22 protein-coding genes and 1 tRNA gene are annotated in these 21,900 nt (G+C 32.3%); 6 read left to right on the top strand and 17 right to left on the bottom strand.

Going from position 1 to position 21,900, the window contains the following annotated elements; translation table 11 throughout:
• Both DPN68_RS07545 and DPN68_RS07550 read right to left on the bottom strand, forming a co-directional pair.
• Complete coding sequence (locus DPN68_RS07545; protein WP_113989043.1) at window positions 1-507, bottom strand: hypothetical protein; 507 nt, start codon at window positions 505-507, stop codon at window positions 1-3.
• Window positions 508-591: 84 nt separating this feature from the next.
• Entirely contained in the window at window positions 592-1,191 is a 600-nt protein-coding gene (locus tag DPN68_RS07550; RefSeq protein WP_113989141.1) for an NUDIX hydrolase, read from the bottom strand.
• Window positions 1,192-1,198: 7 nt separating this feature from the next.
• Here DPN68_RS07550 and pyrE point away from each other — a divergent pair, with 7 nt between their 5' ends.
• The 3 genes from pyrE (at window position 1,199) to DPN68_RS07565 (ending at window position 3,310) form a co-directional block, all read left to right on the top strand.
• A complete protein-coding gene (gene pyrE / locus DPN68_RS07555) occupies window positions 1,199-1,846 on the top strand; it encodes an orotate phosphoribosyltransferase (RefSeq protein WP_113989044.1) in 648 nt (215 codons plus the stop codon).
• 262 nt (window positions 1,847-2,108) lie between these two features.
• The gene (locus DPN68_RS07560) at window positions 2,109-2,498 is read left to right on the top strand and encodes an SRPBCC family protein (protein WP_113989142.1); all 390 of its coding nucleotides are present in this window, start codon (window positions 2,109-2,111) and stop codon (window positions 2,496-2,498) included.
• 77 nt (window positions 2,499-2,575) lie between these two features.
• Window positions 2,576-3,310, top strand: coding sequence for a sulfite exporter TauE/SafE family protein (locus DPN68_RS07565; RefSeq protein ID WP_113989045.1), 735 nt, complete (start codon window positions 2,576-2,578; stop codon window positions 3,308-3,310).
• Between the two features lie 2 nt (window positions 3,311-3,312).
• Here the strand turns inward: DPN68_RS07565 and DPN68_RS07570 are convergent, their stop codons facing one another.
• The 6 genes from DPN68_RS07570 to DPN68_RS07595 all read right to left on the bottom strand — a co-directional run bounded on the left by DPN68_RS07570 (window position 3,313) and on the right by DPN68_RS07595 (window position 7,338).
• Window positions 3,313-3,900 carry an autotransporter domain-containing protein gene (locus tag DPN68_RS07570; protein WP_113989046.1) on the bottom strand — a complete coding sequence of 196 codons (588 nt, stop codon included), beginning with the start codon at window positions 3,898-3,900 and terminating at the stop codon, window positions 3,313-3,315.
• A 129-nt stretch (window positions 3,901-4,029) separates the two neighbouring features.
• Window positions 4,030-4,833, bottom strand: coding sequence for a hypothetical protein (locus tag DPN68_RS07575; protein ID WP_113989047.1), 804 nt, complete (start codon window positions 4,831-4,833; stop codon window positions 4,030-4,032).
• Between the two features lie 119 nt (window positions 4,834-4,952).
• Window positions 4,953-5,028: transfer RNA gene (locus tag DPN68_RS07580), tRNA-His, on the bottom strand.
• A 75-nt stretch (window positions 5,029-5,103) separates the two neighbouring features.
• Window positions 5,104-5,820 carry a bacillithiol biosynthesis deacetylase BshB1 gene (gene bshB1, locus DPN68_RS07585; protein WP_113989048.1) on the bottom strand — a complete coding sequence of 239 codons (717 nt, stop codon included), beginning with the start codon at window positions 5,818-5,820 and terminating at the stop codon, window positions 5,104-5,106.
• 58 nt (window positions 5,821-5,878) lie between these two features.
• Window positions 5,879-6,916 (bottom strand): chorismate-binding protein, encoded by a 1,038-nt coding sequence (locus DPN68_RS07590; protein WP_113989049.1) that lies wholly within the window; start codon window positions 6,914-6,916, stop codon window positions 5,879-5,881.
• Complete coding sequence (locus DPN68_RS07595) at window positions 6,916-7,338, bottom strand: PaaI family thioesterase (RefSeq protein ID WP_113989050.1); 423 nt, start codon at window positions 7,336-7,338, stop codon at window positions 6,916-6,918. The genes DPN68_RS07590 and DPN68_RS07595 overlap by 1 nt, the downstream gene beginning before the upstream one ends.
• A gap of 116 nt (window positions 7,339-7,454) precedes the next feature.
• Between DPN68_RS07595 and DPN68_RS07600 the strand changes: the two genes are divergently transcribed.
• Together DPN68_RS07600 and purL are read left to right on the top strand one after the other, a co-directional pair.
• Window positions 7,455-8,963 (top strand): hypothetical protein, encoded by a 1,509-nt coding sequence (locus DPN68_RS07600; protein ID WP_113989051.1) that lies wholly within the window; start codon window positions 7,455-7,457, stop codon window positions 8,961-8,963.
• A gap of 74 nt (window positions 8,964-9,037) precedes the next feature.
• Window positions 9,038-12,745, top strand: coding sequence for a phosphoribosylformylglycinamidine synthase (gene purL, locus DPN68_RS07605; RefSeq protein WP_113989052.1), 3,708 nt, complete (start codon window positions 9,038-9,040; stop codon window positions 12,743-12,745).
• Between the two features lie 85 nt (window positions 12,746-12,830).
• Here the strand turns inward: purL and DPN68_RS07610 are convergent, their stop codons facing one another.
• From DPN68_RS07610 to DPN68_RS07650, 9 genes are all read right to left on the bottom strand, one after another.
• The gene (locus DPN68_RS07610) at window positions 12,831-13,256 is read right to left on the bottom strand and encodes a hypothetical protein (RefSeq protein WP_113989053.1); all 426 of its coding nucleotides are present in this window, start codon (window positions 13,254-13,256) and stop codon (window positions 12,831-12,833) included.
• Between the two features lie 5 nt (window positions 13,257-13,261).
• On the bottom strand, window positions 13,262-13,717 hold the full coding sequence (locus DPN68_RS07615) for a hypothetical protein (protein ID WP_133256579.1): 456 nt from the start codon (window positions 13,715-13,717) through the stop codon (window positions 13,262-13,264).
• A 66-nt stretch (window positions 13,718-13,783) separates the two neighbouring features.
• A complete protein-coding gene (locus DPN68_RS07620; protein WP_113989055.1) occupies window positions 13,784-14,095 on the bottom strand; it encodes a YtxH domain-containing protein in 312 nt (103 codons plus the stop codon).
• An 18-nt stretch (window positions 14,096-14,113) separates the two neighbouring features.
• On the bottom strand, window positions 14,114-14,755 hold the full coding sequence (locus DPN68_RS07625; RefSeq protein ID WP_113989056.1) for a porin family protein: 642 nt from the start codon (window positions 14,753-14,755) through the stop codon (window positions 14,114-14,116).
• Between the two features lie 157 nt (window positions 14,756-14,912).
• Entirely contained in the window at window positions 14,913-17,300 is a 2,388-nt protein-coding gene (locus DPN68_RS07630; RefSeq protein ID WP_113989057.1) for a glycosyltransferase, read from the bottom strand.
• Window positions 17,290-18,324 (bottom strand): glycoside hydrolase family 130 protein, encoded by a 1,035-nt coding sequence (locus DPN68_RS07635; RefSeq protein ID WP_113989058.1) that lies wholly within the window; start codon window positions 18,322-18,324, stop codon window positions 17,290-17,292. The genes DPN68_RS07630 and DPN68_RS07635 overlap by 11 nt, the downstream gene beginning before the upstream one ends.
• 123 nt (window positions 18,325-18,447) lie before the next feature.
• On the bottom strand, window positions 18,448-18,669 hold the full coding sequence (locus DPN68_RS07640) for a hypothetical protein (RefSeq protein ID WP_113989059.1): 222 nt from the start codon (window positions 18,667-18,669) through the stop codon (window positions 18,448-18,450).
• 118 nt (window positions 18,670-18,787) lie between these two features.
• Window positions 18,788-19,360 carry a helix-turn-helix domain-containing protein gene (locus DPN68_RS07645; RefSeq protein ID WP_113989060.1) on the bottom strand — a complete coding sequence of 191 codons (573 nt, stop codon included), beginning with the start codon at window positions 19,358-19,360 and terminating at the stop codon, window positions 18,788-18,790.
• A 49-nt stretch (window positions 19,361-19,409) separates the two neighbouring features.
• Complete coding sequence (locus tag DPN68_RS07650; RefSeq protein ID WP_113989061.1) at window positions 19,410-19,763, bottom strand: cupin domain-containing protein; 354 nt, start codon at window positions 19,761-19,763, stop codon at window positions 19,410-19,412.
• Between the two features lie 317 nt (window positions 19,764-20,080).
• Between DPN68_RS07650 and DPN68_RS07655 the strand changes: the two genes are divergently transcribed.
• On the top strand, window positions 20,081-21,853 hold the full coding sequence (locus DPN68_RS07655) for an AMP-dependent synthetase/ligase (RefSeq protein WP_113989062.1): 1,773 nt from the start codon (window positions 20,081-20,083) through the stop codon (window positions 21,851-21,853).
• Window positions 21,854-21,900 lie beyond the last annotated feature (47 nt).

Here is a 21,900-nt window from a genome sequence, read left to right on the forward strand (position 1 = left end):
CTAAAAATAAAAATTATAAGTAAAAAATAAAATTGTCAGATACATCATTGACAAAATCAATCCAATATGAATAATTTTATTTTCTAAAAATTGAAAACTAAAAATTGATAATATTATTGAAAGTATAAAAGGAAATAAAACAGCATAGTTTCTTAAGAGTCCACAGTAATATTTTTCCCAACTATCATCATAGATTTCAATAAAGTTTACATTATTGGATATAAATGATTTATAAACTTTAATTTTTATTCCCTTTTCGAATTTTTCATTTTCTGGATTAAAACCCAATCTATATTTTTTATCATCCGTTAGCTCAAGTATAATCTTAAAATCAATAGCTGGTCTTTTATTTGAAACTCTAACATAGCTACTTTTCTCAGAAAAACCATAAATTGAATTCAAATAAGAAACTTCAGATTTATAATTTGGTATAAGATTATCTAATATTAAAAATAAAATTATTATTAGATTGAAAATTGATATTCTGAAAGCTACCTTACTTGACAATCTACTAATTTTTTATTATTATTCGATATTTTTTCCTCTAAACTCATAATCTATTTTCTAACCTCTAACCTCTAACTTCTCAAATCAAACCACTTTCTCTCCTTCAAACAACAACTTGATATTTTCGTACGAATTGGCTAAAACCGTTGGAATTTCTTCTGGTTTAATCCAGGCTACTTTTTCAATGCCTTCTTCTTCTTGTGCTTGTGGCGTTCCATTAAAATCGGTTTGCATTTCGTACCAATACGTAACTTTTAGCTTGTAGCGACCGTTGCGTTTGAAAATATGATAGGTTTTTTGGAGTTTATTGGTGATTTTTAAACCTGTAACGCCAGTTTCTTCTTCCACTTCCCGAATGGCGGTTTCTTCCATGGTTTCGTTTTTTTCGGTGCCGCCTTTGGGTAAATCCCATTTGCCGTTTCTAAAAATGAATAAGACTTCGCCTTTGGTATTATAAACCAATCCACCGCCGGCTTTCACTACTGGAAGTTTGGCTTTCAAAGTTTTCATGATTAATTTCTCATCGGGATGATATAAAAATGCTTGCTGAATTTTATTCTGAAACATTTTCACTATCAACTTCTTGATATCAATGCTTTCCAATAAGAAAAGTTTGAAATCAGTCTCTTTTTGTACTTGATTTGTCAAAAAAAGTGGTCTATCGTTCACAAAAACTTTATACATTTGCAATATGATTTTTAATACCAACACAGCACAACAAACAGCCGAATTGCTTTTACAAATAAACGCAATTAAATTAAATTCTAAAAATCCTTTTACGTGGGCTTCAGGCTGGAAGTCTCCGATTTATTGTGATAACCGTATAATTCTGTCATTTCCAGCGGTTAGAAATTACATTCGTGATGAATTTGCCAAACAAATTGAAGACAAATTTGGCAAACCCGATGTAATTGCTGGTGTAGCCACTGGTGCTATTGGAATAGGAATTTTGGTTGCAGAAGCGATGGGATTACCATTTGTATACGTTCGTCCGGAACCAAAAAAACACGGTCGCCAAAACCAAGTGGAAGGTTATTTACAAAAAGGACAAAATGTAATCGTAGTAGAAGATTTAATTTCAACTGGCGGAAGTAGTCTATTAGCGGTTGAAGCTTTACGCAATGAAGGTGCCAATGTAAAAGGAATGGCAGCCATTTTCACGTACGGATTTCCAATTTCGAAAGAGAAATTTCAAGCTGCGAATTTAGATGTTTACACATTAAGTAATTACGAAAACTTAATTAAAAAAGCCGTTGACAAACAATACGTTTCAGAAAACGAAATGGAAACTTTAGCTGCTTGGAACGCCAATCCAGCGGAGTGGAATGTGGAAGTTTAGTTTGGAAAAGAAGATAGAAGTTAGAGATTAGAAGTTAGAAGTTAGACAACATAGTTTGAAACAAAAAACAAGTTCAAGTACAAGCTCAAAAATCAAGTGAAACGTCTCTGTGACCCGAGCAATAGCGAACTGACGAAGTAAACTCTCTCAAAACAATCCAGTTAAAAAAACTCCGTGCATCTCTGTGTAAAACTTCGTGAAACTTTGTGTTACAAAATTGAAACTTGAAACAATAAATAATAAACTACAAACAAAAAAACATATGAACTTAGAAAGTCCAAAGGTAAACGTAGCCAAATCAGCGGAATATTTATTCAACGCGTTGACTGACGTAAAGAATTTTGAAAAATTAATGCCTGAAAACATTGCAAAATTTGAAGTAATTGATGAAAATTGTTTTGAATTTGGTTTAAAAGGAATGCCAGAAATTAAATTGGTAAAAAAAGGAGCTACACCACATTCACAAGTAGTTTTGGGTGCGGCTTCAAGTAAATTACCTTTTACTTTAACTGCTAATTTAACTGCAGTTAACGACACAACTGATGTGCAATTGGATTTTCAAGGCGAATTCAATCCAATGATGGCGATGATGATCAAAGGACCAATTACCAAATTTATTGAGACATTGGCTCAAAATATGGATAAATTATAATTCAGTAAAACAACTGAAATAACAAACTCCTGCATAACTTGTAGGAGTTTTTTGTTTATATTTGGTAAAACAATGATATGTTCGAGAGAATTAGTTGGCTTTTTTTACTCTTGTCTTTAGTAGCTGAAGTTATTGGAACCATTGGTGGTTTTGGTTCTTCCGTATTTTTTGTTCCCATTGCTAGTTTTTTCTTTACTTTTCAATCGGTTCTCGGATTAACGGCGATTTTCCATTTGTCGAGTAATTTGAGTAAAATTGCTTTATTCAGAAAAGGTTTGGATAAAAAACTATTGCTTCAAATTGGTGTTCCATCAGTGATTTTTGTAATTATTGGTGGCATACTTTCCAATTATTTGGATTCTTTTTTCTTAGAAATAGCTTTGGGAATTTTTCTGATTTTTTTCAGTTTGTTGTTCTTGATTAAAAAGAATTTGGTAGTCAAACCTGAACTAAAACAATCTTTAATTGGTGGTTCACTTTCTGGATTTACTGCTGGACTTCTAGGAACTGGCGGAGCAATTAGAGGAATTACGATGGCGGCTTTTAATTTGGAAAAAAGTGTTTTTATCGCTACATCAGCAGCAATTGATTTTTTTATCGACTTTACCCGAACTATTGTTTATTTCCAAAGTGGTTACATTGGTAAAGACGAATTGCTTTATGTTCCGTTTTTGTTTGTAATTGGGTTAATTGGAACTTACATTGGAAAAAGAATTTTAAAATTTGTTCCACAAGATCGTTTCAAACAATTGTCATTGGTATTAATACTTTTTATTGGAGTTGTTATGTTAGTTCAAGTTGGGCTGAAATAAAATCAATTGAAGTGAAAATCATACGACAATCGCAATCCGGCTCTAAAAATCCAGTTGTCAAAATCTTGGTTATCAACATCTCTAGTTCCTTTTGTTTCCAATTGCCATTGGGTTCCCAAATTGAAACCAACGCGAAGTTTTTTAACCATCAGAAAATCGTAACCTAATTCTGGAGAAAAAACAGAAAAATAGCTGTATTTCCCGTTATAATTGGAATTAACGAAAATGGAATTATTGTTTTCATCGAAGTTTATAGTACCGTAAACCAAACTTGATTTCAAATAAAATCCAGTAAATCGCTGTTTGACAAGATACATTTTATAGCCAATTCTAGCTTCTAAACCGTTTCCATAAGAAAATCCATTTTGAGGAACTTCAGCCACTAAACTGTTTATTTCCAATCCAAGAGCTTTCACATAATTGGAACACGATTCCCAATAATGTTCGTAGAAAACACCAACACTTCCTATTTTTCCAACATACAAACTGGAACCCAAAGAACCTATTTGAATGTTATTTTCTGCTTCTTTTTCTTGTCCGAAAACAAATGAAAAACAGAACAAAACAAAAATTACAATTCCTTTTTTCATACCCCTACGATTTAATTAGACATTAACTTAGGGCAACTATAAAGTTACGGAATTTTATTGAGAATTATAAATGCTACTTTGCATAAATAAAAAGCTCCGAAATAATTCGGAGCTTTTTATTTTTATATTCTACTTTGCCATTTTCTCGAATGCTTCTGTTGTCATAACATTCAAAGTATCTGTTTCACAATTCCAAATAGAGACATATTTTTCTGAAATAACAAAATGCTGTTTCATATTGTATATTTTTCCATATAACATTAATGTACAAATATCAGTTGATGTTATCAAATCACCCGTTTCATGAAGATGATTATGCATCGTAGCTTCAAGCTCTTTATCTTCATCAATTTGAATTGGTATTATATTTTTATGTAAAGCTCTACGATTTAATAACTTATTATTTTTATCAAAATTCAATAAGTAATCATTTCCTAGAATAACTATATTATTAATTTTTGGTCCTGTTAAAACAAAAACTTTTTTCTGATTTTTGTTAATTATTGGAATTACATTAAAATTTGTATTTGAATACGTTTTAAAAATCGTGTCCGAATAAATAATAGTTAGAGCCTCTTTTCTTAATTTATAAAGTTCAAGTTCATTTTTAGTAAATTCTCTAACTTTCAAATCAGCTTTAGCTGTTTCTAATTTAATAGTTGATTCAAAATTAATTGCACCAATAACTTTTGGCTTATCTTCTTTTGAAAAAAATATACACTTCGAAAGATTATTTGAATCTGTATATGAGAAATACCCTCCTATTTTTTCTCTTTCTTTATAAACTTCTAAAAAAATATCTGTTCCATACCACGACGCTATTTCAGAATTATAAAGTAATTTTCCTTCTTCTAAAATTATTGCTATTTCTTTATCTAGTTTCGATTGAGCAAAAGTGGTAATACTAATAAATAGAATAAGTATTTGTTTCATTATTAATGATGTATTTGTTTCTCCAAATATATAAAAAATCCAAAAAGTACGAAAACCCTTAAATCATAAATTAGTAAATAAAAAAAGCCCTGAATTTCTTCAGGGCTTTCCAATGTTAAGGGTGAAAGACGGGTCTCGAACCCGCGACCTTCGGAACCACAATCCGACGCTCTAACCAACTGAGCTACAATCACCATTTGTTTTGCGAGTGCAAATATAGTGCAATTCTAAACTTTTACAAACATTTTTTATAAAAAATTTACAGCAATTTTATTTCAAATCACTTAAACTATTGACAGCCAAATATCTTTCAACCGTAAAACCTTCAGCATACTCCACTCCTACTAATCTTCCAAAGTCTTGCGCACGGTATTTGATGCTATCTAAAAAGTTCTTTGAGGCAATTGGCGTTACAGGTTCATTGGATTTTGGATCATAAAATTGCGAACTATATGCCAAAACCGATTGCATTTTGGTTTCCATAAATGCTGAAATATCCACAACAAAATCAGGTTCTATGTTTTTCCATTGGATGTAATGATACACTACTTTTGGTCGCCAAGCTTCTTGAACTTCTCCATTAAGTTCCGTTTTGATTTGACGTAAACCCGATAAAAAACAAGCATCGCTTACTAATTTACTCCCTTTTCCGTGGTCAATATGGCGGTCATCAATAGCATTGCACAACACAATTTCAGGTTGGTATTTTCGAATCATTTGAATGACTTTCAATTGGTGTGCTTCGTCATTCACAAAAAAACCATCACGCATGTCTAAGTTCTCCCGAACAGAAACGCCTAAAATCTCAGAAGCTTTAGCCGATTCCGAATTACGAGTTTCCACTGAGCCACGAGTACCTAATTCACCTCGAGTTAAATCGATAATTCCGATCTTCTTTCCTAAATTCACTTCTTTGGCAATCGTTCCGCTGCAACCTAATTCCACATCATCGGGATGCGCTCCAAAAGCTAGTATGTCTAATTTCATATTTTTATATTTTGCCACGAAGGCGCTAAGTCACTAAGTTATTTTGTCTGAACACTATTTACTGAGCACTGAAAACTAAAATATTACGCATCGTCATTGATTTATTTTCAGTTTCAATAAATTCTTTTTCTGGAATGCTATCTTTAGTAATACCACAACCTACGTAAATATTTGTAGTATTCTTTTCTACTTCCAAACAGCGTAAATTTACAAATAAATCGGTTTGATTGTTCATTTGGAATTCACCTAAAAACCCAGTATAATATTTTCTGTCATACCCTTCATTTTTGGAAATGAAATCAATCGCATTTTCTTTAGGTAAACCACAAACTGCTGGTGTTGGATGTAAACTTTCAATCAATTCCAATGCTTGAAAATCACTCGTTAGTTCGCCCGAAATTAATGATTGTAAATGAGCTAAATTTCCAGCTTTAACTGTTTGAAATTCAGAAACCTTTACCATATTAGCTTTATTTTTCACTTTAGCTAAAATATAATTGGTTACAAATTGTTGTTCTTCGATTTCTTTGGTTTCCCAAATTACATTTTCTGAATACAATTGGGTTCCAGCCAAAGCCATAGTTTCAAAACGATTGTCTTTAATTTTTACCAATTGCTCTGGCGTTGCTCCTAACCAAATACCCACTTTCGGATGAAAAAACAAATAACGAAACGCCGTTGGATAAGAAGAAATTAAATTCTGAAATGTTTCTATAATAGTAATTTCTTTGGTAATTTCTATTTTTCTTGAAAGCACTACTTTTTCGAAATTTCCATTGGTAATCGCTTGAATGCCATTGGTTACTAATTGTTCAAAAGCTTCTTTTTGATTGGTCACCAAAACATCTAAATTGATTGATTTATTTGCTTTGATTTCTTCCAAAATTCCTGTTGATAAATCAGCTTCAGTGATTGGAATTACAACCTTTAAACCAGCATCAAACGGCGCAAAAACAAAACCCGATTGCCCCGAAAACGGAATAATTTCATCGTTGTTTTGTATGAGTAAATTCCATTTGGTTTCATTTGGTTTTATATAACAAACGAACGGGTTTTCTTTGGCTAAAAGCGCTTGTATTTCTTTGAAAATTGGCATTATTTTTTTCTTGGTAAAACCATATTTGTTAACTTACACAACGAAATCAAAGCACCTTCTTCATCCGTGATTTTAATTTCCCACAAATGAATGCTTCTGCCTTTATGAATGATTCTGGCGGTTCCATAAACCATTCCTTCGCGTTTGCTTTTTAAGTGATTGGCGCTAATTTCAATTCCTCTAACTTCTTCTTCATCCGTATTGACAAACATGGCTGAAGCAGCACTTCCCACACTTTCTGCCAAAGCCACCGAAGCACCACCGTGAAGCAATCCCATTGGTTGGTGAACTCTCGGATTCACAGGCATTTTAGCTTGTAGCATGCCTTCTGCTGCATCTGTAAATTCTATTTCTAAAGTTTCCATTAAAGTGTTTTTACTGAACTGCTTGCACATTTCCAAAACACGAGCTTTATCGAACATAAACTATATTTTTTTACAAAAATACAAATTTCAAATGGGTAATTTATCATAAGAAAACGCTAATAATTGCGTTTATTAATTAGAAAAAATACTTACTTTTACACAAAATAGCATACATGAAAACATATCTATATATAGTCTTGGGTTTCTTTTTAGTTCTAACTTCTTGCAGAGAAGATTTTACCTTTGAACCTAGTAATGGTAATCTTGGTTTCTCAAGAGATACTATTTATTTAGATACCGTTTTTACAGATATTGGTTCTAGTACTTATACCTTAAAAGTTTACAACAGAAGTAATAAAAACATATCCATTCCATCTATTCGTTTAGGAAAAGGCGCTGGTTCCAAATACCAATTGATGGTAGATGGAATGCCAGGAAAAGAATTTTTGAATGTTGAAATGTTAGCCAAAGACAGTATGTTTATTTTTGTTTCAGTGAATGCCGATGTTGCAAGTTCAAATCCTACTGATTTTTTATATACGGATCAATTATTATTTGGTGTTGGTACCAATTTTCAAAAAGTGGAATTAGTAACATTAATCCAAGATGCTTACTTCCTTTATCCAGAACGTTTTGGTGATGGAACAACAGAAACATTGCCCATTGGTGATGATGAAATTTATGGATTCTTTTTAGATGATAATGACCCCATAAACGGCAACGAACTCCATTGGAACAATTCCAAACCCTATGTTGTTTATGGCTATGCTGCTGTTCCGCCTAACGAAACTTTAACCGTTGATGCAGGTGCAAGAATTCATTTTCATGCCGAATCAGGATTAATTGTGGCTAATAATGCTTCATTACAGGTAAATGGTACTATTGAAAATCAAGTAATTTTTGAAGGTGATCGACTAGAACCCGGATTTTCAGAAACGCCTGGACAATGGGGAACGATTTGGTTTACACAAGGAAGTACGAATAATATACTTTCCAACTTAACCGTGAAAAATGCCACCGTTGGTATGCTCGTAACAGGAAATGACGGAACAGCAAACCCTTCATTAACCTTGAATAATGTTCAAGTTTACAACTGTTCCAATGTGGGAATTTTGGCAAGAACAGGAAAAATAACAGGACAAAATGTAGTGATTAACAATTGTGGTGAAACCGCTTTTGCAGGAACTTTTGGCGGTGCTTATGATTTTACGCATTGTACGTTTGCCAATTATTGGCCAAGACCGAATCAAACTTGTGTAGTTTTAAGTGACGACCCAATAAACAATGTTCCAACACCTTTAGAAAGTGCTAATTTTAAAAATTGTATTATTTACGGTTCCAGTAATTTAGGAATTTCATTAAAAAAAGAAGGAACAACATTCAATTATTCTTTTGAAAATTGTTTGATTAAATTCGCTGATTTTAGTAACCAATTCCAAAACAATCCTTTATACCAATTTACTTCGAGTGCTAATTATACCAATTGTTTAATTGCAACTAACTCAACTGTAAACCGACCAGAATTTAAAAATCCAAATCAAAACCAATTGCAAATTGGAGAAAATTCAGCGGCAAGAGGAACAGCAAATTTCACCTTTTCAAACGGAACATTTGATATATTAAACTTATCAAGAACTAATCCATCTGATATAGGAGCTTACAATTGGACAACTTTTGATTAATTAAATATAATTTTGATTGTTCTTTTTTTTAGAATAAATTTGCATTTTAAAACAACACACAAACAACAACTACAATGATTCATTTCTTCGGAAACCAATCCAACACGGTTTTTGCGGTACAAACGCAAAACGAGATTTCATCAGAAGACAGCAACAAATTAAATTGGCTTTTTGGCAACGCACATAAAATAGAAAAATCCGTATTGTCGGATTTTTTTGTTGGACCTCGTGCCGCAATGGTTACGCCTTGGAGTACAAATGCCGTTGAAATTACTCAGAATATGGGAATTTCAGGCATTATCAGAATTGAAGAATTCCAAAAAGTAACTGCTGATTATACTGATTTCGATCCAATGCTTTCACAAAAGTATTCGGAATTAAATCAAGAAATTTATACGATAAATATCCAACCAGAACCAATAATAGATATCGAGGATATTGATGTATATAACAAATCAGAAGGTTTAGCATTAAGTCCAGAAGAAGTGGATTATTTGAATAACCTTTCAACGAAATTAGGAAGAAAGTTAACCGATTCTGAAATTTTTGCTTTCTCACAAGCGAATTCTGAACACTGCCGTCACAAAATTTTCAATGGAACCTTTGTGATTGATGGCGAAGAAAAACCAACTTCTCTATTCAAATTAATCAAGAAAACATCAGAAACCAATCCAAACGATATTGTTTCGGCATATAAAGATAACGTAGCTTTTGTAAAAGGTCCTAAAGTAACCCAATTTGCTCCAAAAAGCGCTGACAAACCTGATTTTTACCAAGAAAAGGAATTCGAATCAGTACTTTCTTTAAAAGCAGAAACACATAACTTCCCTACAACGGTTGAACCATTCAACGGAGCTGCAACAGGTTCAGGTGGAGAAATTCGAGACCGTTTAGCAGGAGGACAAGGTTCGTTGCCGCTAGCAGGAACTGCAGTTTACATGACTTCTTATTCTCGTTTAGCACCTTTCGACTCCGCTCAAGATGACAAACGTCCATGGGAAAACGGAATGGCAGAAAGACCTTGGTTGTACCAAACTCCTATGGATATTTTAATTAAGGCTTCGAACGGAGCTTCTGATTTTGGAAATAAATTTGGACAGCCTTTAATCACAGGTTCTATTTTAACGTTCGAGCATGAAGAAAATACTTCGACAGGCTCAGCACAGGCTAGAAAATTAGGTTACGATAAGGTAATCATGCAAGCGGGTGGAATTGGTTACGGAAAATTAGATCAAGCGATTAAAAAGAAACCACAAGAAGGAGATAAAATCGTTATTTTAGGTGGCGAAAATTATAGAATTGGAATGGGCGGAGCTGCGGTTTCTTCAGCAGATACTGGAGCTTTTGGTTCAGGAATTGAATTAAATGCCATCCAACGTTCGAATCCAGAAATGCAAAAACGTGCTGCAAATGCTATTCGTGGTTTGGTAGAAAGTGATAACAATCCAATCGTATCGATTCACGATCATGGCGCTGGGGGACATTTGAATTGTCTTTCTGAATTAGTAGAAGAAACTGGAGGATTAATCGATTTAGATAAATTACCTGTTGGCGATCCAACACTTTCGGCAAAAGAAATTATCGGAAACGAATCACAAGAACGAATGGGATTGGTTATTGGTGAAAAAGACATCGAAACCTTACAAAGAATTGCTGACAGAGAACGTTCACCAATGTATCAAGTAGGTGATGTTACCAATGATCATAGATTTACATTCGAATCCAAATCGACAGGTGAAAAACCAATGGATTATGCTTTGGAAGATTTCTTCGGAAGTTCACCAAAAACAGTAATGACAGATAAAACAATTGCTACTAATTATAGCGATTTAGCATATTCAACAGAAGAAATTCCAACGTATTTACATCATGTTTTACAATTAGAAGCTGTTGCTTGTAAAGATTGGTTAACCAATAAAGTGGATCGTTGTGTTGGCGGACGAGTTGCCAAACAACAATGCGTAGGTCCATTACAGTTGCCTTTAAATAATGTTGGTGTAATGGCATTGGATTTCAAAGGAAAAGAAGGAATTGCAACTTCTATTGGGCACTCACCTATTGCGGCTTTGGTAAATCCAGTTTCTGGTTCACGCACAGCTATTGGTGAAGCGTTATCCAATTTAGTGTGGGCACCATTGAAAGATGGTTTAGCTTCGGTTTCATTATCTGCCAACTGGATGTGGGCTTGTAAAAATGAAGGCGAAGACGCTCGTTTATATGAAGCAGTTAAAGGATGTTCAGATTTTGCTATTGAATTGGGAATCAATATTCCAACAGGAAAAGATTCGCTTTCGATGAAACAAAAATATCCAAATGATGAAGTAATTGCACCTGGAACGGTTATTATTTCAGCTGCTGGAAATTGTTCCAATATTACCAAAGTGGTTGAGCCTGTTTTACAGCGAAATGGCGGCAATATTTACTATTTGAATTTATCGCAAGATAGTTTCAAATTAGGCGGAAGTTCATTGGGTCAGGTTTTGAATAAAATTGGGAATGATGTTCCAACGATTCAAAATTCAGAATTCTTCAAAAAAGCATTCAATGTTTTACAAGATTTAATTAAAGACAGAAAAATTAAAGCGGGACACGATATTGGAAGTGGTGGTTTAATCACAACTTTATTGGAAATGTGTTTTGCTGATACCAAATTAGGCGCTTTTATTGACTTAACTTCTTTCGGAGAGAAAGACACCGTTAAAGCCTTATTCAACGAAAATATTGCAGTAGTTTTCCAAGCGGATGAAGCTGTAGAGAAAGAATTTGCTGCACAAAACGTCGAAATTTTCAAAATTGGTTCCGTAGTTGAAGGAGATATTTTCACTGTAATTAATCATGAAGATAGTTTCACTTTTAATCCAGCTACGTTAAGAGATACTTGGTTTGAAACTTCGTTCTTATTGGATTCCAAACAATCTAAAAACGGAATGGCTCAAGAACGTTTTGATAATTACAAAAATCAACCTTTACAATTCACTTTCCCATCGCATTTTACTGGTAAATTACCTGTGATTGATGCTTCAAAACCAAAACCAAAAGCAGCTATCATTCGTGAAAAAGGAAGTAATTCGGAACGTGAAATGGCAAATGCTATGTTTTTGGCAGGATTTGACGTAAAAGATGTACACATGACCGATTTAATTTCGGGAAGAGAAACATTGGAAGACATTCAATTCATTGGAGCTGTTGGAGGATTTTCGAATTCAGATGTTCTAGGTTCGGCTAAAGGTTGGGCTGGAGCGTTTTTATACAACGAAAAAGCGAATACCGCTTTAAAAAACTTCTTCAAACGCGAAGACACACTTTCTGTTGGGATTTGTAATGGTTGTCAATTGTTAATGGAATTGGAATTAATCAATCCAGAACATGATGTTCATGGAAAAATGCATCACAATACTTCGAACAAACACGAAAGCGGCTTTACTTCGGTAACGGTTCAGAAGAATAATTCGGTGATGTTATCTACATTGGAAGGAACAACTTTAGGCGTTTGGATTTCGCATGGAGAAGGAAAATTCAAGTTACCTTATTCAGAAGAGAAATATAATATTGTAGCCAAATATGCTTACGAAAGTTATCCAGCCAATCCAAATGGTTCTGATTTTAACACCGCTATGATGTGTGATACAACTGGAAGACATTTGGTAATGATGCCACACATTGAGCGTTCTACTTTTCCTTGGAACTGGGCACATTATCCAGAAAGAGGACAAAAAGACGAAGTTTCGCCATGGCTAGAAGCTTTTGTGAATGCTAGAAAATGGATTGAAAATAAAAAATAATACAAGAAAAGCTCTCAATAAAATGAGAGCTTTTTTTAATAAAAAAAACTGCCCGAAGGCAGTTTCCCCAAATTAACCCCCCAAACTAAAACTTATCTGTTTCCAAAACAACATAACGACTTGGATATTGTGTTGTTACATCGTCTTCTGCGGTGACGAAAATTCTTTTTGGCTTTGATGATGAAACACTTTCAAACTTAACGTGAAGTTTAGAAGTTCCAACAATTTGACCAATATTTAATGGTATTTGATTTTGTTCAGAAGACAACCAAACTACATAATATTTTTTTGGCGGTTGTAAACGCTCAGGCTCAGCTAAATAAGAAATATCTAACCTAATACTATAGTTGTTATTATTGTCTTTCTTTACCGTTACTTCACCTCGAGCTGCTGGTACAATATTTGAATTTTCAAATTGAATTTTCTTAGAACAAGAGATAAATGTTACTAAACTAACAAATAAAAATGCTAGCAAATAAAAATGTCTTGGCAATAGTAAAATTGATTTCATATTAATTATTTTTTCTGGTTACGTTCTGCCATACTTGATATAGATTTTCCTAAATCATCCAATTCATTATTCAAATCTACTTTAAATAATGCCCATCGTTGTTCTGGGCCCAACTCATAGTTTTCAATTTTAAGTTTTAATTCTGCATTTCTGCTTTCCAACTTATTAATTTCAACTTGATCGATGTCTCTTTCAACTTTTACTTTGGAACTAATCTTCATTTTTAAGTCTCTTATTAGTTCTTGGTTTTCAACTAATTTCAATTGAATACTTTTTTTATAGGTGTTGAAATTACTAATAGAATCATTTTCAGCCTGATCTAATTCTGCCTGAGCATCTATTACGTCTTGTTTCGCTTGCTCTAAATTACTTTCTTTTGCAGTAGGTGAATTGTTGCAACTTGTCATAAAAAAACCAATTATACTAGCAGTTAAAACTGTCTTTAAAATAAATGTTTTCATCTTTTTCTTGTTTAATGTTAATAAAACCATGATTTCTATAAAAAAAGAAATCATGGTCTTTCTTTATTATTTTTTATTCATTTGATGGTCTGAACCATTATGAAGTAATTCATTGGCTTTATCTTTGAAAGAAGTTGCCGCAGTACTAATTTTGCTCTCTATAAGATTGCCAAAATCTGATGCTTTGTCTTTTAAATATTGACCATCTTCATTAATTTCACTCTTAATTTTTTTGGCTGTTTTCTTTACACTGTTAGCAATGTTTTTTCTTGTTTTTTTTCCTTTGTGAGGTGCGAACAATACTCCAACAGTAGCGCCTACTAAAGCTCCTACTAACAAGCTGCCAACAATTATTTTTCCGTTATTTTGATTTTCCATTGTTTGTTTTTTTTAAAATTAAAATCTGTAACCAACTGTTGCTTGATACCACATATTTTTATAACGTGGTGTGTTTGATGATCCATCTCCTTGATTGTTCTTCAAATCCCATCCACTTCTTAGTCCAATAACGAAATTATTAAAATTCAAATCGGCACCACCAATTAGTGAAAAAGTGTTTTTACGAATATTGTCGTTAGTAAACTCCTCTTCTTCAGAAGAAGAAAAACTACCACTTGTAAATTCATCTTTCTGTTTCATTAAATAAGAATATTGAGGTCCAAATAAAATGGTTATAAACTCAACTGGCTTAACCGCTAATAACAAAGGAACATCAATATAATTAGTAGTTCTAGTAGCTTTGTATTCTGTTCCTAGAAATGTACCAGAAGACTTGAATCCTTTTTGAGAAAATAAAACTTCGGGTTGAACTCCAATAAACTTTCCTAATGGAATAGAAACAAAAGCTCCAGCTACTAAACCAAATTTACTATCTGCAACAAAATCTTCGCTTTCAGAATCATACACATTGGAATAATTAGCTCCTACTTTTAATCCAAAAAATAATTTTTCTCTATTATCTGTTGAAGTTGATTCTTGTGCAACAGAATTTGAAACTGATAATGTAATTAATGCGATCGTTAGGATTGCTTTTTTCATGTTTTTTTTATTTAAGTTAAATGCGTATTATTGATTAACAAATTACTTTAACTCTTTATCATAATGCATTATAATATTTTGTTACTAATTTATATTACAAAGGTGCGGTTGTATGACTTAAAATGTGTTACACAATACGTAATTTAAGTTACATGATTCACTTATTTTGAAAAACTTCTTCATGGTATCCCATTACTTTTGCCGTGTTCATTACCTTTTCCAGAGCTAAACGGGATAATAAATAACTAATTGTGGATTCTGCTCCTTGGTTGAGATTGATATGATTTTCTTCTAAACCATCATAACATCCTCCTGTTTTTGGGTTATAAACTATTTGGCGCAAATGATTTTTACCTAAGAACCAATCAAAAGCTATTTTCATTTTTTCTTTATAAGCTTCTTCTTCATATACTTGATAAAATGTGTGTAAAGCTAAAATGGTATACGCTACATCTATTGGTTGTTCTCCATATTGGTTAACCTTTTTCCCTTTTTGATACCAACCTTGATTTGAGATAACTTTAATTTGGTCTTCTTTAAAAGTAAGATCAAGCAAAAAATCAAATGAAGTTTTAGCAATGTTTTTATACAATTCACTTCCTGTGCTTAATCCTGCAAAAAGCATTGCTTCTGGTAGTATACTGTTTGCATAGGTTAAATAATCTTCAAACCATTTCCATTTTTTATCTGAAATTCCGCGGTATTTTGAAACTAAATTATCTGCTAATGAAGTAATTATGTAATTTATTCTTGGACTTTGAGTATCTAAATTGTAAAAATACAATCCTTTGATAGCAAATGAAACTGCTCTTGGAGAACGAAATTTATGAATGTTTATTAAAGCTTTTTCAATTGAAAATTTTGCTTTTCTAATTAAGTTATTGGGAATAATTTCTTGTAATGAAATAAATTCTCCTAAAGCCCAAATAGCTCTACCATTAGCATCTTCTAAATTTTCATTAGAATTATTAGGTGTGAAATTTCCATCTTTATCTACATAATTTAGAAAACTTCCATTTTCCTGTTGACACAAAAGAATGAACTTTAAATAAATATCTATCAATTCTAAATCAGTTTCTTCATTCGTTAGCTGATAGTGTTTGGTAACAGCAATTAATGCTCTTGCATTATCATCTAAAGTATAACCCGATTGAATATTTGGTGTAGCAATTGCTGAAAACTGAATTAATCCATCTTCAGTTGTCATTCTTTTAATATGATTTAATGAAATTTCTGGTATTTCATATTGTAGCTCAATTTTTAACTTATTGCTATTATTTTTAACTAAATCGATATGAGCAATAGCCGAATTTTGCCAAGACGTTGGACTAATTTTATGCAAAGCATTCAAACGCATTTCTTTTAACAGCTTTGGATTGTTAAGTAATTCAATTGTTTTTTGGGCAAGTTGATTGGCGTTTTGAAAATCATAATTTACTCCAGCTCCATTTAAAAATTCTTTGGCATGTGGAATTGGGGTTGCAATTACAGGACAACCGCAAGCCATTGCATAAGCTAATGTGCCACTTACCGCTTGGTTTGGATCTTTAGAGGTAAACAAATAGATCTTTGTTCGTTGTAAATAATCCATTAATTCTTCTAATGATAAATACTTATTAATGAATCGAACATTATTTTCCAAATGCAATTCTTGTACTTTTTCGTATAGAAAATTTCGGTATTTTTCACCTTCCCATTTTAGTACTTCTGGATGCGTTTTTCCAATGATTAAATAAATGACATTGGGAAATTTTTTAATGATTTGAGGTAGCGCTTCTAAAGCCGTTTCTATACTTTTTCCTTGATTCAACAAACCAAAGGTTGTTAGTACTATTCTATCACTAAATAGGTTTTTAATTTTGTATTGTAAATCATCAAATGAAGCTACTAAATGAGTTCCATGAGAGATTACGATAATTTTTCGTTCGGCAATACCATAATCTCTTATCAAAATAGACTTTGAAATACTAGTCATTACCACTAAAAAATTTGAATAATCAGCAATTTTTCGAACTACTTTTTTTAATTTTTGATCTGGATTGGGTAAAACAGAATGAAAAGTAGTCGCTATTGGTCGCTTTAGATGCTTCATGAACTTCAACAAATAATTTCCGTAAATACCGCCAAAAAGGCCAAATTCATGTTGCAAAAAAACCATAGCTATATTTTTATCTGCATTGATTTTTGTTGATAATGCTGTAAAATGTGCTTCAAGTTGAGTGTTTATTCTGTATTTAACTTCTTTGGGATATTCATAATCTGCTTCTGTAGTTTCTAAAGCACAAATTTTTAAAGAAAAAGAATTTCCAAATTTCTCTTGAATAGCATTTTTCAAATCTTGAGTATAAGTTGCGATACCGCATTCTCTTGGTGGATACGATGAAATAAAGACAATTTCTGGCAGTTTGTTTTCTTTATCAGTAGAAATTGTTTCGGATTTAGAATTCATTATGAGTATCATTAAATCACTTTCATTCAAGTTCCTTTTGGCTTCATTATAAACTAAAAAGGAATTATTATACGTTGGAAATAAATTAGCTTTCATATGGAGTTGGATTTAGTAATAATTCTTGCAATAATGCTTTTAAACTTAACGAAGCACAAGCAATACATTTGTCTGCCGCACCATAATAGATATAAAGTGTATCATCAAATAAAGCAGTTCCTGTTGGAAATACTACATTAGAAACGACTCCATTTTTTTCATAATCAAGTTCGGGTTCAAATAAAGGATCTTTCAATCTTGCAATTACTTTTGTAGGATTATCGATGTCTAATAAAGCAGCCGCAGCTGTATAAATATAGCCTTCAGAAGTATCAAAAACGCCGTGATAAATGAGTAACCAGCCCAGTTCCGTTTCTATAGGAGGACAACCACCGCCAATAAAACCAGATTCATGATTAGTTCCTACGGGATCTAAAATAATATGCTCATTAAAGTGTAAGAAATAGTCATTCCAAAACTCTTTAGTTAATTCATCTAAACTATTGATTAAAACCAATTGAATACCAGGGCGAATTCGATGTAAAAAAGCTAATTTTCCATTTATCTTTCTTGGAAAGAAAATTACATCTTTATCCCAAAGGAATATTTCTTCATTAGGTTCAAAATGGCGAACGTGACGAAAATATTTTGCATTTACCAAATTGTTACATTCGGCTAGTAGTTTGAACTCGTCAAAAGTGAATTTGGGAACAATAATTCCTTGTTGTTCAAAAGTCTGTAAATCAGTTGACGTGACTAGAGCTCCTAAGGCATTAATTCCATTGTAAGCAGTGTAAGTAATATAGTAAACACCCTCTATTTTGACAATTCTTGGATCTTCAATTCCTTTTGAATCTTCATCTGAAAATGGAATTAGTAAGGGCGTATCATTACGCTGAACTATTTTTAAAGGTCCTTCAAACTTACAATATCCTATGGTTGAATAGTTACCGCTTCTTACAGCACGATACAACATATGAACCGTAGTTCCTTCTTGCATAATTGCAGGATTTAAAACACTGTCATTTTCAAAAGAAAGTTCGGTTTTTGTAAGAAGGATTCCTTCTTTTTTGATTGGTATCATTTTTGGATAGTAGTTAGATGAACAAAAAAAGCGTAGATGAAAACTCACCTACGCCCTTTATTGGCAATTTTGTGTATTCTTAGCATTTTTCAGTTACTAAGTTGCCCACAAAAAAAGTCAATTTTATTTTGTAGGTTGCCCTTTTTTGATAATATTAATTACCTCTTCTCGTTTTTTATGCAAACGAGTTTCCACTCTCTTAATTAAATCATCTTCTCTTCCACTTTCAAATTTCAAATCTGAATCTGTTAGTTGTGGAAATTCTTCTTTCAGTCTAACTGCTTGTGGTTTCCAATCACCAGAAATTTTAAAAACGTCTGTCCCTTTGTTTTCTTTTGATTCCATTTTTAATTGTTTTTAAATGTTATAATCTTATTAAACAAAGGTGGTTTATATAAAACTAAAAAAGTTATAGCATTAAAAAACAATATTATATAAATCACACATTTACAAATATTTAACTCTAAATACTCTCTAAATTTTCTCTAAGTTTTGATTTTCTTTTCTTTTTTAGCTGTTTGAAGTAAGACGGAGATAAACCTGTGACTTTTTTAAACTGTCCTGATAAGTGAGCTACACTACTATAGTTTAACAAATAGGCTATTTCGGTTAAGTTCAACTCATCATACAATAACAACTCTTTGACACGTTCAATTTTGTGATTGATGATAAATTTTTGAATGGTAATTCCTTTTACTTCGGAAAAGATATTGGAAAGGTAAGTATAATCTTGGTTCAGCTTTTCACTAATGTAATCGGAGTAATTTACTTTGGGTAGTTCATCGGTATAGTGAACCATTTCAATAATTACATCTTTTATTTTTTCAATTAAGATTGATTTTTTATCATCTAGTAATTCCAGACCTGACTTGGCTAAATTATTTTTTAATAATTCAAATTTGACAGGTGTTATGTCTTCCATAATCTCAACCACACCTAAATCAACATTAACATGGTGCAACCCAATTTTTTTTAATTCTTCTTTGACCATCATTTTACAGCGAAGACTAACCATGTATTTAATGTAGAGTATCATACTGTTTTTTTTGGTATTTAAAAGCAAATTAATTTTTGCTCTGTATTATTTAATCTTCATAACCACTTTTAATTACTGTTGAAATCATTTTGAATTGTTGATTAGCACTAAATTGATGATTGGAATGCGCTGGAATAACCATACCATCACCTAATTTTAACTTGAATTTCTTTTTGTCAATGGAAAGTTCTGCTACACCGTCAATTATTTGAATGTAGGTGTCGAAAGGAGATTTTTTTTCATCCAGCTCTTCTCCAGCATCAAAGGAAGATGCTGTAACATTTCCAGTTACTTTTTTTATAATTGTTTTACTCACCACTGCATTGGGTATGTATTCAATTAGTTCCACAACAATGTGGATTTTTCCTTTTTCAACTTCAATAAACTCGTTTACTTTTTTCATTTTTTGTCAAGCAATTAATTTTAAATAGATAAACCTATTAGCTGCTGTATACAAATATCGACTAATAATATCTAATAAAATTACATTCTACGATTTAATGTTTGCATAATTCACATATTGTGAACTTTTAATGAAGATAAAGTTGTTTTTTAGCTTATATTCTAATTCACACCTATATTTTCTTCGAGAAAAAACATCTATTATGCTTGCATAATAAATTAATAATCAAATTAGTAAAACCAGAAAATAGGAAAACAATAAAAAATTGGTTAATTAATTATATTTTCTTAATTTGCAACATTATAAAACTGTAAATTATGAACCAAATTACACGATTATTTGAATTTCCATATTACCAATTAGAAAAGTACAAACTTTCAGATGCATTGGTAACCAAATACAATGGAGAATGGATTAAAACTTCTACTCAAGAATATCTTGATAAAGCTAATGCGCTTTCAAGAGGTTTACTTCGATTGGGTGTTAATAGAAACGACAAAATAGCGATTATTTCCTCAAACAATAGAACCGAATGGCACATAACAGATATTGGTGCATTACAAACAGGAGCACAAACGGTTCCAATGTATCCAACCATTTCTGCGGAAGATTATGAGTACATTTTAAACCATTCAGAGTCAAAATATGTTTTCGTTTCAGATAGTGAAGTGTACGACAAATTAATTTCAATTAAAGCCAATGTTCCTTCGTTAAAAGAAATTTTCTCCTACAACGAAATTCCAGGTTGTAAAAATTGGAAAGAAATTTTAGAACTAGGAGCTGATACTTCCAACCAAGAAGATGTTGAAAAAAGAAAAGACGAAATTGCAACAACTGATCTAGCAACAATCATCTATACTTCTGGAACAACAGGTCGACCAAAAGGCGTAATGTTAACGCATCAAAATATCGTTTCCGACGTATTAATGAGTGCTCCAAGAGTTCCATTACGTGCTGGTGATACAAGAGCATTGAGCTTCTTACCTATTTGTCACATCTTCGAAAGAATGTTGACCTATTTATACCAATATTATGGTATTTCGATTTACTTCGCTGAAAGCATTGAAAAAATTTCAGACAACTTAAAAGAAGTACATCCACACGTAATGTCGGTTGTACCAAGATTATTAGAAAAAGTTTACGATAAAATTTATGCCAAAGGAGCAGATTTAACAGGAATCAAGAAAAAATTATTCTTTTGGGCTTTAGATTTAGGAATGAACTACAAACCTTACAATGAAAATGGAGGTTGGTACGAATTCAAATTAAAAATTGCTAGAAAACTAATCTTCTCCAAATGGCAAGAAGCTCTTGGAGGCGAACTAGAATTATTAGTTTGTGGAAGTGCAGCTTTACAAACGCGTTTATCAAAAGTATTTTGCGCAGCAGGAATTCCAGTTATGGAAGGTTATGGCTTAACGGAAACATCACCTGTTATCTCTGTTAATGACATGAGAAATAAAGGTTTTAGAGTTGGTACTGTTGGTAAAGTATTAGAAGGTGTTAAAGTAAAAATAGCTGAAGATGGCGAAATTCTTTGCAAAGGACCAAATGTTATGATTGGTTACTATAAAGACGAAGCACAAACAAACGATGTAATCAAAGGTGGCTATTTTCATACGGGTGATATCGGAGAAATTGATGCTGATGGGTTCTTAAAAATTACCGATCGTAAGAAAGAAATGTTCAAAACTTCTGGTGGAAAATATATTGCGCCACAGATGTTAGAAAACCATTTCAAGCAGTCTCGTTTCATTGAACAAATTATGGTTATTGGTGATGGAGAAAAAATGCCAGGAGCATTTATCCAACCAAGTTTTGAATTCTTAGCAGAATGGTCACAAAGAAAAGGAATTAACTTAGGGGCTACTAATGAAGAAATTGTGCAAAACGAACGCGTTATCAAACGTATCCAAAGAGAAGTTGATGAAATCAACGAACGTTTTGGTAACTGGGAAAAAGTAAAACGTTTTGAACTTACCCCTGATGTTTGGTCAATTGACGCTGGACATTTAACTCCAACCATGAAATTAAAACGTAAAATAATTAAAGAAAAATACAACGATTTATATCAAAAAATTTATAGTTAAACCTAATGAAGCCCACTTTTTGTGGGTTTCATGTTTATAAAATGTTA

The sequence above is a fragment of the Flavobacterium tibetense genome, from assembly GCF_003293845.1.
GTDB classification, from domain to species: Bacteria; Bacteroidota; Bacteroidia; order Flavobacteriales; family Flavobacteriaceae; genus Flavobacterium; species Flavobacterium tibetense.

Bases quoted from the DNA above. Each gene is read 5' to 3' on its own strand.
- DPN68_RS07590 (WP_113989049.1), bottom strand. From the start codon at position 6,916: ATGCCAATTTTCAAAGAAATACAAGCGCTTTTAGCCAAAGAAAACCCG.
- DPN68_RS07600 (WP_113989051.1), top strand. From the start codon at position 7,455: ATGAAAACATATCTATATATAGTCTTGGGTTTCTTTTTAGTTCTAACT.
- DPN68_RS07645 (WP_113989060.1), bottom strand. From the start codon at position 19,360: ATGATACTCTACATTAAATACATGGTTAGTCTTCGCTGTAAAATGATG.
- DPN68_RS07570 (WP_113989046.1), bottom strand. From the start codon at position 3,900: ATGAAAAAAGGAATTGTAATTTTTGTTTTGTTCTGTTTTTCATTTGTT.
- DPN68_RS07655 (WP_113989062.1), top strand. From the start codon at position 20,081: ATGAACCAAATTACACGATTATTTGAATTTCCATATTACCAATTAGAA.
- DPN68_RS07620 (WP_113989055.1), bottom strand. From the start codon at position 14,095: ATGGAAAATCAAAATAACGGAAAAATAATTGTTGGCAGCTTGTTAGTA.
- bshB1 (WP_113989048.1), bottom strand. From the start codon at position 5,820: ATGAAATTAGACATACTAGCTTTTGGAGCGCATCCCGATGATGTGGAA.
- DPN68_RS07650 (WP_113989061.1), bottom strand. From the start codon at position 19,763: ATGAAAAAAGTAAACGAGTTTATTGAAGTTGAAAAAGGAAAAATCCAC.
- purL (WP_113989052.1), top strand. From the start codon at position 9,038: ATGATTCATTTCTTCGGAAACCAATCCAACACGGTTTTTGCGGTACAA.
- DPN68_RS07640 (WP_113989059.1), bottom strand. From the start codon at position 18,669: ATGGAATCAAAAGAAAACAAAGGGACAGACGTTTTTAAAATTTCTGGT.
- DPN68_RS07625 (WP_113989056.1), bottom strand. From the start codon at position 14,755: ATGAAAAAAGCAATCCTAACGATCGCATTAATTACATTATCAGTTTCA.
- DPN68_RS07610 (WP_113989053.1), bottom strand. From the start codon at position 13,256: ATGAAATCAATTTTACTATTGCCAAGACATTTTTATTTGCTAGCATTT.
- DPN68_RS07595 (WP_113989050.1), bottom strand. From the start codon at position 7,338: ATGTTCGATAAAGCTCGTGTTTTGGAAATGTGCAAGCAGTTCAGTAAA.
- DPN68_RS07550 (WP_113989141.1), bottom strand. From the start codon at position 1,191: ATGTATAAAGTTTTTGTGAACGATAGACCACTTTTTTTGACAAATCAA.
- DPN68_RS07575 (WP_113989047.1), bottom strand. From the start codon at position 4,833: ATGAAACAAATACTTATTCTATTTATTAGTATTACCACTTTTGCTCAA.
- DPN68_RS07560 (WP_113989142.1), top strand. From the start codon at position 2,109: ATGAACTTAGAAAGTCCAAAGGTAAACGTAGCCAAATCAGCGGAATAT.
- DPN68_RS07635 (WP_113989058.1), bottom strand. From the start codon at position 18,324: ATGATACCAATCAAAAAAGAAGGAATCCTTCTTACAAAAACCGAACTT.
- DPN68_RS07630 (WP_113989057.1), bottom strand. From the start codon at position 17,300: ATGAAAGCTAATTTATTTCCAACGTATAATAATTCCTTTTTAGTTTAT.
- pyrE (WP_113989044.1), top strand. From the start codon at position 1,199: ATGATTTTTAATACCAACACAGCACAACAAACAGCCGAATTGCTTTTA.
- DPN68_RS07565 (WP_113989045.1), top strand. From the start codon at position 2,576: ATGTTCGAGAGAATTAGTTGGCTTTTTTTACTCTTGTCTTTAGTAGCT.
- DPN68_RS07615 (WP_133256579.1), bottom strand. From the start codon at position 13,717: ATGAAAACATTTATTTTAAAGACAGTTTTAACTGCTAGTATAATTGGT.